Source organism: Pseudomonas sp. NPDC089422 (genome assembly GCF_044749405.1).
Classification (GTDB): Bacteria; Pseudomonadota; Gammaproteobacteria; order Pseudomonadales; family Pseudomonadaceae; genus Aquipseudomonas.
In genome coordinates, this window is record NZ_JBIVHW010000011.1 from 158149 (window position 1) to 171766 (window position 13618).

Sequence of the window (13618 nt, forward strand, 5' to 3'; positions counted from 1 at the left end):
TCCAAACAAGTCGAACCAGCTTAACTGCGTCCCTGGCCTGTCGTACAGGTGGCAATCGAGTCCATACTGCGCGCTGCACAATCCTTGAAACAGCTTTGGAACCCTCCCGCATGAAACGTACCCCGCATCTGCTCGCCATCCAGTCCCACGTGGTGTTCGGCCACGCTGGCAACAGCGCTGCGGTGTTCCCCATGCAGCGTATCGGGGTCAATGTCTGGCCCCTCAATACAGTACAGTTTTCCAATCACACTCAGTATGGCCAGTGGGCGGGTGAAGTGCTCGCGCCGGCGCAAATTCCTGCGTTGGTGGAAGGTATTTCCAACATCGGCGAACTGGGCCACTGCGACGCGGTGCTTTCCGGCTACTTGGGCAGTGCCGAACAGGGGCGGGCGATCCTCGCCGGCGTCGAACGCATCAAGGCGGTAAACCCTAAGGCGCTGTACCTGTGCGACCCCGTCATGGGCCATGCGGAGAAGGGCTGCATCGTTGCGCAGGAGGTCAGCGAGTTTCTGCTCGATGAAGCCGCGACCCAGGCGGATATCCTTTGCCCCAATCAGCTGGAACTGGACAGCTTTTGCGGCCGTCGAGCGCAATCGCTCGAGGACTGCGCAAGCATGGCGCGTAGCCTGCTCGAGCGCGGCCCGCAAGTGGTGCTGGTCAAGCACCTGTCGTATCCGGGTCGTGCCGAGGACATGTTCGAGATGTTGCTGGTGACCCGCGAAGAAAGCTGGCACCTGCGTCGCCCCCTGCTGGCCTTCCCGCAGCAACCGGTTGGCGTGGGTGACCTGACTGCGGGGTTGTTCCTGGCCCGGGTGCTGCTGGGCGACAGCTGGCTGCAGGCCTTTGAATTCTCTGCGGCGGCCGTGCATGAGGTGTTGCTGGAAACCCAGGCCTGCACCAGCTACGAACTGCAGCTGGTGCGGGCCCAGGATCGCATCGCCCACCCGCGCGTGCGCTTCGAGGCGCAGCGCCTGGCTTACTAGATCGAGTCGGTTTTCAGGTCCTGGTAGCGCTTTTCCAGTTCCTGGCGAATCTGACGGCGCTGCTGGCCCTGCAGGAAGCGGCGCTTCTCTTCGCTGGTGTGCGGCTGGCGAGGCGGCACCGGCACCGGGCGGCGGTTGTCATCGACTGCGACCATGGTGAAGAAGCAGCTGTTGGAATGGCGCACCGAGCGCTCGCGGATGTTCTCGGTCACGACCTTGATACCCACTTCCATCGAGGTGTTGCCGGTGTAGTTGACCGAGGCGAGGAAGGTCACCAGCTCGCCGACGTGCACCGGCTCGCGGAAGATCACCTGGTCGACCGACAAGGTCACCACATAGCTGCCGGCATAGCGGCTGGCACAGGCATAGGCCACTTCGTCGAGGTACTTGAGCAGGGTGCCGCCGTGTACGTTGCCAGAAAAGTTGGCCATGTCCGGGGTCATCAGGACGGTCATGCTCAGCTCGGCGTTTCCAGGTTCCATAGTGTGCTCACGGTGAGATTGCGCTGAATCGGGGCGGGTATCTGCTGACACTTCTGTTTCCCCTCTAGAAGGTTTGCCTTCCTGAATTACGGGACGTTGCCGGACGCTCCCTCGTCACGCCAATTACGTCATCAGAGGCGGCTGATTGGCCGATCTGTTTCTACATATTGCACCGGCTTTTTGCGGCGGGGTGCGATGTTAACCTGAGTACGCCCATGCAACGTGGGCGTTTCTGCATTCAATACAGTATGTACTTGCTGCTCGCTCGGCTTTGCCTTGGCAGAGGAGCGGTCTGCCCGGGCACCCAGCGACGTCGAAAAGGAGTATCGCGCCATGCATGCCATCAGCTTCATCCAGGACCTGGCAGTGATCATGCTGGTCGCCGGTGTGGTGACGATTCTCTTTCATCGCCTCAAGCAGCCCGTGGTCCTGGGCTACATCGTCGCCGGCTTCATCATCGGCCCGCATACGCCGCCGTTCGGCCTCATCCACGATGAAGACACGATCAAGACCCTGGCCGAGCTGGGGGTCATTTTCCTGATGTTCTGCCTGGGGCTGGAGTTCAGCCTGCGCAAGCTGTTCAAGGTCGGCGCCACGGCATTCATCGCGGCGTTCCTGGAAATCGTCCTGATGATCTGGATCGGTTTCGAGATCGGCCGCTGGTTTGGCTGGAACACCATGGACTCGCTGTTCCTTGGTGCGATCCTGGCGATCTCCTCGACCACCATCATCGTCAAGGCGCTGAACGACCTGAAGATGAAGAACGAGCGCTTCGCCCAGCTGATCTTTGGCGTGCTGATCGTCGAGGACATCCTCGGCATCGGTATCATCGCCTTGCTGTCGGGCATTGCCGTCAGTGGCGCGGTCAGCTCCGGCGAGGTGTTTTCGACGATCGGCAAGCTGTCGTTGTTCATGATCGTCGCGCTGGTCATCGGCATTCTGCTGGTGCCGCGACTATTGGCCTACGTGGCAAAATTCGAAAGCAACGAGATGTTGCTGATTACCGTGCTGGGCCTGTGCTTCGGTTTCTGCCTGTTGGTGGTCAAGCTGGAATACAGCATGGTGCTGGGGGCCTTCCTGATCGGTGCGATCATGGCCGAGTCACGCCAGCTGCTGAAGATCGAACGCCTGATCGAGCCGGTGCGCGACCTGTTCAGCGCGATCTTCTTCGTCGCCATCGGCCTGATGATCGACCCACAGGTGCTGGTCGACTATGCCTGGCCGATCGTGGTCATTACCGTGGCAGTGGTGCTGGGCAAGATGCTGTCGTGCGGCATGGGCGCATTCATTGCCGGCAACGATGGGCGAACCTCGCTGCGGGTGGGCATGGGGCTTTCGCAGATTGGCGAATTCTCCTTCATCATCGCGGCCCTGGGGATGACCCTGCAAGTCACCAGCGACTTCCTTTACCCGGTGGCGGTGGCGGTTTCGGCCATTACCACGCTGCTGACGCCTTACCTGATCCGCGCCGCCGACCCACTGTCACTGAAGCTCGGCAACGTCGTGCCACGGCGCCTGGCGCGGGTGCTGTCACTGTATGGGGAATGGTTGCGCAACATTCAGCCGCAAGGTGAAAGCGCCATGCTGGCGGCGATGATCCGGCGCATTCTGCTGCAGGTGGGCGTCAACCTGGCACTGGTGATCGCGATCTTCTTCAGTGGCGGTTATTTCGCCGGGCGCATCGGCATTTGGCTCAATGAGTGGGTGACGGATGTCAGTCAGCAGAAGGCGCTGATCTGGGGCGCGGCGCTACTGCTGTCGCTACCGTTCCTGATTGCCGCTTATCGCAAGCTCAAGGCTCTGTCGATGCTGTTGGCGGAGATGGGGGTGAAGCCGGAAATGGCCGGGCGGCATACCCAGCGCGTGCGTCGCGTGGTTGCCGAGGTCATTCCGCTGCTGTCGCTGCTGGTGATCTTTCTGCTGCTGTCGGCATTGTCGGCGAGCATCCTGCCGACCAGTGAGCTGTTGCTGGTGATCGCAGTGGTTGCGGCGGTGGTGGTGGCGTTGCTGTGGCGCTGGTTCATCCGCGTGCATTCGCGGATGCAGATTGCCTTGCTGGAGACGCTGGAGAACAGCCGAGACCACTCGCACTGAGGGTTCGCTTGCGCAGGAGCGGCAGCAAGGCCGCTCCTGCAAAGATTGCGCGGGTCGTGATGTCAGCTTTCCAGCCACACATCCCGTGCCCAATGCCACACCGATTCCCAGCTTTCCTCGCCGATCGCTTCTTCGTCGCCATCCCACAGCACCACAGTGCCATCTTCTTCGACGCAGTAGTAATTGTTGCCGTCCTCGCACAGCGGGATCAGGTCGCGCGGAACACCGGCGTCCCAGGCTTTGGCAGCGACGTCGGGCAAGTAGGTGTGAGACTGCGGGTCAGTACAGGTCACCGGCTCCAGCGAGCCGTACACCACGTCACTGACAGTCAGCAGGAACTCCTTGAACACGAACGGAATGTTGATGAACAGCTGTTCCTCGATTTCGACCAGTTGGTCCTCATCGGGAAGCTCCAGCGGCACCGGCACGGGTTCATTGGCTTCACGGAGTTGTTCGATCACTTCTTCCACGGTTTACATCCTCTGACCTTGATGACAACGCTGCGCGTTATACCCTAGTAGCCCGCTCTGGCAAAAGCAAAAACCCCGGGACAGGCCCGGGGTTTTTTGTGCAACGTGCGACGGTTAACCGTTTTGACGGATACCGGCGACCAGCCAAGGCTGGTTCTCGCCCTGGGCGCGAACCATGTGCCAGCTTTCGCTGAAGGCTTCGCCCTGGTCGAAGCGCGAGGTCTTCGACACGCCACGGAAGGTCAGGGTGGCGTCAGTGCGGTCGGCGCGATCGTCGACACCGTCCAGTTGCACATCGAGGTCATCGATGTAGGTGGACTGGAAGCCATCACCCAGGTCGGCACGCTCGCGCTTGAGGAACTCGAGCATCTGCGGGGTGACGAACTCGGCGATCTTGTCCATTTCGTTGGCATCCCAGTGCTGCTGCAGCGACTGGAAGTGGCTGCGGGCCGCGGCCAGGAAGCTCTGCTCGTTGAACCAGGCCGGCGCGTTGATCACTGGAGCGGCTGCGGCGGCAGGGGCGGCCGAACCACCGAAGATCGACGGCTGGGCAGGCTGCTGGCCATGGGCTTCACGCTGGAACGGTGCGTGGCCCGGAGCGGCCATTTGCGGCTGCTGCTGGCGACGACGCGCGGCAATGAAGCGGAACACCAGGAAGGCGATCAGGCCCATGATCAGGAAGTCCATGATCTGCATGCCCTGGAAGCCGTCACCCATGAACATGGAAGCCAGCAGGCCACCGGCGGCGAGGCCGGCCAGTGGGCCCAGCCAGCGCGAAGCACCGCTGGCGGCGGCCGGGGCGCGGCCTGGAGCGGTCGGCGCGGCGGCAGGCGTGGTTGGCGTTGCCTGGCGGGTCTGGTGGATAGGCGCGGCGCCCGAGCTCTTGCCACCGCCGAAACGCTTGGCGTTGGCGTCCAGGCTCAGCGTCAGGCCGACGCAGAGCGCCAGTGCGATGCTAAGAAAACGTTGCATAAATGGGATTTCCCCTGTTGTGGATTGCACGCGCGCCATGGTGCACAGGTTCCCATGCACATGACCAGCGACAAGATGTTTCCAGCTTTTGCCTGAATGTTTCGAGGCCTTTAGATAGCCTCGAGCTTGGCGTACCCCAGCATGAGCCATTTGCTGCCTTCGGCAAAGTTCACCTGCACCCGCGCCTGGGCACCGGAACCCTCGAAGTTGAGGATCACCCCTTCGCCAAACACCGCGTGCTGTACGCGCTGCCCCAGGCTGAAGGCGGTCTGCGGAATGGCCGCATTGGCAAACAGGTTGCTGCTCGTGCTCGTCGAGCCGCCGAACGGTCGGCTGACACTGTTGGAAAGGCGTACTTCCTGAACCAGGCCGCTCGGAATCTCGCGTACGAAACGGGACACCTTGTTGTACGTCTCGCTGCCATAGAGGCGGCGGGTTTCGGCATAGGTCATGATCAGCTGGCGCATGGCACGGGTAATGCCCACGTAGGCCAGGCGACGTTCTTCTTCCAGGCGGCCGGGTTCTTCCAGGCTCATCTTGTGTGGGAACAGGCCTTCTTCCATGCCAACCAGGAACACGTAGGGGAATTCCAGGCCCTTGGCGCTGTGCAGGGTCATCAGCTGGATGCTGTCTTCGTGCTCGTCCGCCTGGGCATCGCCTGCTTCCAGCGAGGCATGGCCAAGGAAGGCCGACAGCGGCGACAGGTCGGCGTCGTCTTCGCTGGTTTCGAAGTTGCGTGCGGCGCTGACCAGTTCCTCAAGGTTTTCTACCCGTGCCTGGCCCTTTTCACCCTTTTCTTCCTGGTGATAGATGATCAGACCGGACTGCTCGATGGCCGTCTGGGTCATGGTGTGCAGCGGCATGTCCGCGACCTTGCTGGCCAGGCCCTCGATCAACTCGATGAAGGCACCCAGGGCAGAAGCGGCGCGGCCTTTCAGCGCCTTGGCGGCCAGCAGCTGGCACATGGCCTCCCACATCGACAGCTGGCTGTGGCGGGCATGCTCGCGGATGGCTTCGACGGTTTTTTCGCCGATCCCGCGTGGCGGCACATTGATCACCCGTTCCAGCGCCGCATCGTTGCCGCGGCCTTCGATCAGCCGCAGGTAAGCCATGGCGTTCTTGATTTCGGCGCGTTCGAAGAAGCGCTGACCGCCGTAGATGCGGTAGGGGATGCGTTCGCGCAGCAGGGCTTCTTCCAGCACACGTGACTGGGCGTTGGAGCGATACAGGATGGCGATGTCGCTGCGCGCGTTGCCTTGCTTGATCAGGCTCTCGATGGTCTCGACCACATAGCGCGCTTCATCGTGTTCGTTATAGGCGGCGTACAGCGTCAGCGGCTCGCCTTCGCCCATGTCGGTCCACAGTTCCTTGCCCAGGCGCCCGCTGTTGTTGGCGATCAGCGCGTTCGCGGCCTTGAGGATGCCGCCGGTGGAGCGGTAGTTCTGCTCCAGGCGGATCATCTCGGCGTCGGGGAAGTCGGCTGTGTACTGATGAATGTTCTCGATCTTGGCACCGCGCCAGCCGTAGATCGACTGGTCGTCGTCACCCACCGCCATCAGGCTGCCGCCATTCTTGCCCGCCAGCAGACGCAGCCAGGCGTACTGCACGGCGTTGGTGTCCTGGAATTCGTCCACCAGCAGGTGGCGGAAGCGCCGCTGGTAGTGTTCCAGCAGGCCAGGGTGGTCACGCCACAGGTCGAGGGCGCGCAGCAGCAACTCGGAGAAGTCGATGACCCCGGCGCGCTCACAGGCCTGTTCGTAGGCGCTGTAGACATCACGCATGGTCTGCAGGAACAGGTCGCCGCTGGCCTGGATATGTTGCGGGCGCAGGCCCTCGTCCTTTTGCCCATTGATGAACCATTGCGCCTGGCGCGCCGGCCATTTCTGCTCGTCCAGGCCGAGTTCGCGCATGACGCGCTTGATCAGCCGCTGCTGGTCATCGCTGTCGAGGATCTGGAAGTTCTGCACCAGGCGTGCTTCCTGCCAGTGCGCCCGCAGCAGGCGGTGCGCCAGGCCGTGGAAGGTGCCTACCCACATGCCGGCCGGGTTGATACCCAGCAACTGCTCGATCCGCTGGCGCATTTCGGCAGCAGCCTTGTTGGTGAAGGTCACCGACAGGATCGAGTGCGGCGACGCCTGCTCGACCTGGATCAGCCAGGCGATACGGTGCACCAGCACGCGGGTTTTACCGGAACCGGCGCCAGCAAGCACCAGCTGACGACCAAGCGTGGCCGCGACGGCCTGGCGTTGGGCATCGTTGAGGGAATTCAGCAGGAGGGAGAGGTCATCTGTGTGCATCCGGCCATTCTAGGGGCAGGCCGGGCAACGGGCAAACGGCTACTGTATAAATATTCACCTCTTGAGCGGTCGCTCATCGGGTTCTGGTTGCCGCGACATATCAGCTATACCAGTGTCTGCACCCGCGTGGCTTGGTGAAAGATGCCCGGCAGCAGTTTGGTCAAGTCTGTCGTTTGTGTAAGATCGCAGCTCGTTTAGTGCCAACCATAACAAGAACACTACAAGAACCAGCGCTATGACCCAGGACTGCACGGCGATCGGAGTATCGCTGGAGATGACAAGGAACGTGCGCAGGCAGTTCGCCACCCAGCTCTCAGTCGAGCGAACCCGTCTGCTGTATCAAGGCTCTCTGTTACCCACATTGTTCATGCTGCTCAACGGCCTGCTGTGCGCCTGGCTGTGGTGGACCCCTGGGCGCTATCTGCTGGTGGGCGTGTGGCTGGTGTGGCTGCTCGCGCTGGTGACCCTTCGGGTGATCCAGGTGGCGGCGTTCGACGCAGCCACGGCGCAACGCCAGGCCAACCCCGGCTGGCGGCGCATGTTCCTGTTCGGTTCGGCATTCAGCGGCCTGACCTTGGCCTGTGCCGCGGTCGCGCTGGTGCCGGAAGACAACTTCGTGCAGCAGGCCTGGGTGTTCGGGTTGCTGGGGATGGCCACCTTGAGTGCGAGCATTGCCTATGCAGTCAGCCTGCCGGCCTTCCTCAGCTTTGCCTTGCCCTGCCTGTTGCCACCCATCCTGTGCCTGTTCTACTTCGAGGCGGGGCAGCAGCGCGGTTGGGGCTGGCTTGGCCTGATACTGCTGGCCGCGCTGCTGGTGGTGGCCTGGCAGGTCAACCGGCTGCTCGACCGCAGCCTGCTGCGGCGTTTCCAGAACCAGGCGTTGAACCAGGACCTGCAACGGGTTTCGGCGCAGAAGGTGCTCGAAGAGCAGCAGCGCCTTGCTGCCACGGTGTTCGAAGCCTGCAATGAGGGTGTGGCGATTCTCAGTGCCGATTTTGTGGTGCTGGCAGTGAACCAGGCTTACTGCCAGATGACCGGACTCCACCGCTCCGAGCTGCTGGCGCGTGAGCTGTTCGACCTGCCATGCCACAGCGATGCGCGCCGGCACAGCCAGGCCATCGAGTCGGCGCTGGCACAGCAAGGCGGCTGGCAGGGTGAGCTGGTAGAGGCACGCAAGCACGGCGAGTTGCACCCGCAACGGTTGCAGCTGACGGCTGTGCGCGACACTCAAGGCCACTTGAGCCAGGTGGTTGGCTTCTTCACCGACCTGTCGGCCGGCCGGGCATCCGAGGAGCGCCTGCGCTACCTGGCGCACTACGATGAACTGAGCGGGTTGGCCAACCGTACTCTGTTCCGGCTGCGCCTGCAGGAAGCGGCGCAACGTGTGCGCAGCAACGGCCGAAGCCTGGCATTGCTGCATGTCGATCTGGACCGTTTCAAGCTGCTCAACGAAAGCCTGGGCCATGAACTGGCCGATCAGCTGATTCACAAGATTGCCCGGCGCATTGTCAGCACCGTTCCCGAGGCGGATACCGTGGCGCGGCTTTCCGGCGATGAGTTTGCCGTGCTGTTCGATGGCTACAGCAGCCTGTCGAGCCTGGTTCGGGTCACCACCCGCTTGTTGAACAAGTTGCGCAAGCCGCAACGGCTCGATGGGCATGAGGTCGTGGTCAGCGCTTCGGTGGGTATCAGTGTGCTGTCCGATGCCACACTCGATGCCGATGCCCTGATCAGCCAGGCCGACATGGCCAAGCAGCATGCCAAGCACCTGGGGGGTGACAACTTCCAGTTCTATACCGAGAGCCTGCGCGCCAGTACCCTTGAGCGCCTGCAGCTGGAGAACCAGCTACGCAAGGCCATCGAAGAAGAACAACTGATGGTCTATTACCAGCCCAAGCTGTGCCTGCTCAGTGGGCGCTTGCATGCCGCAGAGGCACTGGTGCGCTGGCAGCATCCACAGTGGGGCATGGTGCCGCCGGGGGAATTCATCGGCCTGGCGGAAGAAACCGGGCTGATCGCCCCTATTGGTGAGTTCGTGCTCCGCCATGCCTGCAGGCAGGCGCGCGAATGGCTTCGGCAAGGGCTGGAGGTGCGGGTTTCGGTCAACCTGTCGGTCTACCAGCTGCGCCAGGGCAAGCTGGTCAGCCTGGTGCGCCAGGTACTCGAGGAAACCGGGTTGGCCCCGCATCTGCTGGAGCTGGAGCTTACCGAAAGCCAGTTGCTGGACAGCGTCGAACACATCATCTCGACTTTCGAGCAGCTGCACCTACTGGGGGTGAAACTGGCCATCGACGATTTTGGCACCGGTTATTCGTCGTTGAGCTACCTCAAGCGTTTGCCGGTGGACTACGTGAAGATCGACCAGGCGTTCATTCGTGGTTTGCACGAGGGTAGCCAGGATGCGGCCATTACCCAGGCGATCATCACGATGTCCAGGAGCCTGGGCCTGAAAGTGGTGGCGGAGGGGGTGGAAACGGCAGAACAACTGGCGTTCCTGCGTGAGCAGGCATGTGACGAGGCCCAGGGTTACCTGATCAGCAGGCCCGTCCCGGAGCCTGAGTTCAGGCAGATGATTGCCCGCCCGTGGGGGCATTGAGCGCACCAACCCTCAGCCATGCCAGTGCCTGCCATGCCTGGCCAGCAGGCTGGTGGCCTGTTCCGGACCATTGTTGCCGGCAGCATAGTGGCGGGGCGCCTGGAAGTGCTCTTGCCAACCCTCGATGATCGGGTCGATCCAGGCCCAGGCGGCCTCCACTTCGTCGCGGCGCATGAACAGCGTCGAATCGCCCTCCAGGATGTCCAGCAGCAGGCGTTCGTAGGCGTCCCAGCGGCGGGTCTGGCCAAAAACCTGGGCAAGGTTGAGGTCCAGGTCGACGGGCTCCAGGCGCATGCCCTTGCCGGGGCTCTTGGTCATCATGCGCAGGCTGATGCGCTCTTCGGGCTGCAGCTGGATCAGCAACTGGTTGACCTGGCCACCGCTGAACAGCTCGTGGGGTACCGGTTTGAACTGGATGACGATTTGCGACGAGCGCCGCGCCATGCGCTTGCCGGTGCGCAGGTAGAAGGGCACGCCGGCCCAGCGCCAGTTGTCGATGTGGGCGTGCACGGCGACGAAGGTTTCGGTGTCGGTGTCGTTGTCGACGTCCTTCTCGAAGTAGTAGGCCGGCACTTCCTGGCCGCCGATATGGCCGGCACCGTACTGGCCACGCACGGTCTTGTCCTGCACGTCCTGGCCGGTAATGGGCTTGAGGGCGCGCAGAATCTTCACTTTCTCGTCGCGTACGGCTTCGGCCTCGAATTGCGCAGGCGGTTCCATGGCCACCAGGCACAGCAGCTGCAGCAGGTGATTCTGCAGCATGTCGCGGGTCGCCCCGGCGCGGTCGTAGTAACCGCCGCGGTTTTCCACGCCGAGGGTTTCGCAGACGCTGATCTGCACATGGTCGACCTGGCCGTTGCGCCACACCGGTTCCAGCAGGGCATTGGCGAAGCGCAGGGCCATCAGGTTCTGCACGGTTTCCTTGCCGAGGTAGTGGTCGATGCGAAACACCTGCGATTCATCGAACACCGCGCCGATCGCTTCGTTGATGGCGGTGGCGGATGCCAGCGAGTGACCGATCGGTTTCTCCAGCACGATGCGCGCTTCGCTGTCGGCCAGCCCGGCAATACGCAGATGGTTGGCGATCGGTACGAAGAGGTTGGGCGCAGTGGCCAGGTAGTAGATGCGGGTCAGCCCTCCAGGCTCGCCGAGGTAGCGCGCCAGGCGGCCGAAATCGGCGCTTTGCGCGGCATCCATGGGGAAGTAGTCGAGGCGCGCGGAAAAGCGTTGCCACACATCCTCGTCGAAATCGTGGCGGGCGATCTGCGCCCGGCAATGGCGTTCGGCGAGCTTGAGGTATTCGTTACGGCTTATGTGGCGACGGGCGAGGGCAATGATGCGCACCGCATTGTTCAGGCGCGCCTCGCGATACAGGTGATAGAGCGCTGGCAGCAGTTTGTGCAGGGCCAGATCACCGGTGCCACCGAACACCAGAATGTCGCAAGGAATAGTCAAACCACCACTCTCCACGTTCGTTTAACTGGGCGGGTTGGCGTCCATGTAGTATAACTACAAGAAAGCTACATCCCGGCCAGCCGATCATAACCGAGTCCAGCCCGTGAATCTGTTGCAACATATCGCCCAATCGCGCCACCTGCTGCGCAAATCGGAACTCAAAGTGGCCGACCACGTGCTGCTCGACCCGGCCGCCGTGATGCACAGCTCCATGGCTGACCTGGCACACAGCGTGGGTATCAGCGAGCCGACCATTGTGCGTTTCTGCCGGGCGATCGGTTGTTCGGGCTTCCAGGACCTCAAGCTCAAGCTGGCGCAAAGCCTGGCGGCCGGTGCCAGCTTCGGCCAGTTCGCGATTCATGAAGACGACTCGGTCGCCGACTACAGCCTGAAAATTTTCGACACCACCCTGCACACGCTGATGGAAGTGCGCGAGCACCTGGACCCGCAGGCCCTGCAGCAGGCCGTGAGTGCCATGGCTCAGGCGCAACGCGTGGAGTTCTATGGTTTTGGTGCATCCGGCGCGGTAGCCGCCGACGCCCAGCACAAGTTCTTCCGTCTGTTGCTCAGCGCTGCGGCCTACTCCGACCCGCACATGCAGGCCATGTCGGCGGTGACGCTGAAACCGGGTGACGTGGCGGTGTGCATTTCCCAGTCGGGGCGTTCAAAGGACCTGCTGATCACCGCCAACCTGGTGCGTGAAAGCGGTGCCAACCTGATCACCCTGTGCCCGAGCGCGACGCCGCTGGCGGAGCTGTCGACGGTCAACCTGGCGATCGACGTGCATGAAGACACCGAGATCTATACCCCGCTGACCTCGCGTATCGCTCACCTGGTGGTGATCGACGTGCTGGCCATGGGCGTGGCCATGGCCCGTGGGCCGAGCCTGGTCAATCACCTCAAGAGCGTAAAGCGCAGCTTGCGCAGCCTGCGCTTGTCGCCCAAGTCGATCAAGGCTACCGACGACTGAGGGAAGCCAGATCAGGCTGCCAAATTTCACGATTCTGTCACCATTCCACAGCCAAACCGTAAACCCTCAAGGCCAGTCTGAAACTCCCGCATCCTATCTGGGAGACAGGCAATGGCTCGTGACTTCGACGGTACGTACCAACCCAGCGCCAAGGCTCGCAAGCAGCAGGAAAAGGATCAGCGCCGCATGGAATACCGCCGCGCGATCGAGAGCTATTGCGACCAGCGTCAACTGCTCCGCGATCTGGTCGACTACCCCGAGCTGCAAGCGCTCACGGTATGGCAGGCGTCGGCGGCAACTTCCCCGAAAAACGCTCAACAAGCGCGCTGATCAATGCACGTTCGCTGCGGATGAACGCCAGAAAGGCCAAGGCCACCGGCGACTGTCGTTTGGCCTTGGCCTGCACAACGCACCAGCTGCGGTACAGTGGCAGCTCCTCCACCGGCAGCTCCCGGAGCACCCCCGTTGCCAGCTCGAGGTTCACGGCATGGCGGGTCAGCAAGGCAATACCCAGGCCGGCAATCACGCATTCGCGCTGGGCATCGGCCGAAGCGACCTCCAGCGTCTGGGTGAAGTGCACGCGCTTGTCCTTGAAGTACTCCTCGCAGGCCTTGCGCGTTCCCGAACCCTGCTCGCGGACCAGCAGGGTATGAGGCTCCAGGTCCTGCAGGCGCAGGTGTTCGAGTTTGCACAGCGGGTGTTCCGGCGGGGCCACCGCAATGATCGGGTTGTTGAGAAACGGCAGAAACTCCAGGCCCATGTCCTGCGGCACCATCGACATGATGATCAGGTCGTCGCGGTTGTCGGAAAGCCGGCGGATCGCCTGGGCCCGGTTGACCACGGTCAAGGTCAGGTTGACCTCCGGGTGACGTTGCTTGAAGGCGGCGAACAGGTGTGGCACGAAGTACTTGGCACTGGACTCGATGGCCAGTTTCAGCTGCCCTTGCAGTGAGCCCTGCATGTCCGACAGCTGCATGTCGAGGCTTTCCAGGCGCCCGAAGATGTCGCGGCTGGCCCGCTGCAGCGCTTCGGCGGCTTCGGTCAGGTAAAGCTTCTTGCCGACATACTCGAACAGTGGCTGGCCGATCAGCTCTTCGAGCTGGCGGATCTGTAGACTAACGGCGGGTTGCGTCAGCGCCATCTCCTCAGCCGCACGGCTGTACGAGCGCAAATCGCACACCTCGTTGAAGATCTGCAATTGACGCAATGTCATACGCATCAAGGACTTACGCATTTTTATCGGCTCTTCGGCAATACCTTGTTACCGAACTATAAGCTTTTGCTAATACAGCCTCTAAC

11 protein-coding genes are annotated in these 13618 nt (G+C 62.2%); 5 read left to right on the forward strand and 6 right to left on the reverse strand.

What is annotated here, in order from left to right; genetic code table 11:
• Positions 1-110: 110 nt before the first annotated feature.
• Complete coding sequence (gene pdxY / locus ACIPZ8_RS20870; RefSeq protein WP_400726970.1) at positions 111-983, forward strand: pyridoxal kinase PdxY; 873 nt, start codon at positions 111-113, stop codon at positions 981-983.
• On the opposite strand, the gene ACIPZ8_RS20875 is transcribed toward pdxY, so the two are convergent.
• Positions 980-1465 (reverse strand): acyl-CoA thioesterase, encoded by a 486-nt coding sequence (locus tag ACIPZ8_RS20875; protein WP_400726973.1) that lies wholly within the window; start codon positions 1463-1465, stop codon positions 980-982. The two genes, pdxY and ACIPZ8_RS20875, sit on opposite strands and share 4 nt — an antisense overlap.
• Before the next feature lie 333 nt (positions 1466-1798).
• Here ACIPZ8_RS20875 and ACIPZ8_RS20880 point away from each other — a divergent pair, with 333 nt between their 5' ends.
• Entirely contained in the window at positions 1799-3559 is a 1761-nt protein-coding gene (locus tag ACIPZ8_RS20880; RefSeq protein ID WP_400726976.1) for a cation:proton antiporter, read from the forward strand.
• Positions 3560-3621: 62 nt separating this feature from the next.
• Here ACIPZ8_RS20880 and ACIPZ8_RS20885 read toward each other — a convergent pair whose 3' ends face one another.
• The 3 genes from ACIPZ8_RS20885 to uvrD form a co-directional block, all read right to left on the reverse strand.
• Positions 3622-4029, reverse strand: coding sequence for an SMI1/KNR4 family protein (locus ACIPZ8_RS20885; RefSeq protein WP_400726979.1), 408 nt, complete (start codon positions 4027-4029; stop codon positions 3622-3624).
• Between the two features lie 114 nt (positions 4030-4143).
• Complete coding sequence (locus ACIPZ8_RS20890; protein ID WP_110638879.1) at positions 4144-5001, reverse strand: Tim44 domain-containing protein; 858 nt, start codon at positions 4999-5001, stop codon at positions 4144-4146.
• A 110-nt stretch (positions 5002-5111) separates the two neighbouring features.
• Positions 5112-7298, reverse strand: coding sequence for a DNA helicase II (gene uvrD / locus ACIPZ8_RS20895; protein WP_400726982.1), 2187 nt, complete (start codon positions 7296-7298; stop codon positions 5112-5114).
• Positions 7299-7533: 235 nt separating this feature from the next.
• On the opposite strand from uvrD, the gene ACIPZ8_RS20900 reads away from it, so the two are divergent.
• Positions 7534-9894 carry a putative bifunctional diguanylate cyclase/phosphodiesterase gene (locus tag ACIPZ8_RS20900; protein ID WP_400726984.1) on the forward strand — a complete coding sequence of 787 codons (2361 nt, stop codon included), beginning with the start codon at positions 7534-7536 and terminating at the stop codon, positions 9892-9894.
• A 12-nt stretch (positions 9895-9906) separates the two neighbouring features.
• Here ACIPZ8_RS20900 and zwf read toward each other — a convergent pair whose 3' ends face one another.
• Positions 9907-11349 carry a glucose-6-phosphate dehydrogenase gene (gene zwf / locus ACIPZ8_RS20905; protein WP_400726986.1) on the reverse strand — a complete coding sequence of 481 codons (1443 nt, stop codon included), beginning with the start codon at positions 11347-11349 and terminating at the stop codon, positions 9907-9909.
• 103 nt (positions 11350-11452) lie between these two features.
• On the opposite strand from zwf, the gene hexR reads away from it, so the two are divergent.
• Together hexR and ACIPZ8_RS20915 are read left to right on the forward strand one after the other, a co-directional pair.
• Entirely contained in the window at positions 11453-12319 is an 867-nt protein-coding gene (gene hexR / locus ACIPZ8_RS20910) for a transcriptional regulator HexR (protein ID WP_027917078.1), read from the forward strand.
• Positions 12320-12430: 111 nt separating this feature from the next.
• Positions 12431-12649, forward strand: coding sequence for a PA3496 family putative envelope integrity protein (locus tag ACIPZ8_RS20915; RefSeq protein ID WP_400726989.1), 219 nt, complete (start codon positions 12431-12433; stop codon positions 12647-12649).
• Here the strand turns inward: ACIPZ8_RS20915 and ACIPZ8_RS20920 are convergent.
• Positions 12591-13538, reverse strand: a complete 948-nt coding sequence (locus ACIPZ8_RS20920) for a LysR family transcriptional regulator (protein ID WP_400727102.1) — start codon at positions 13536-13538, stop codon at positions 12591-12593. The two genes, ACIPZ8_RS20915 and ACIPZ8_RS20920, sit on opposite strands and share 59 nt — an antisense overlap.
• Between the last annotated feature and the right edge of the window lie 80 nt (positions 13539-13618).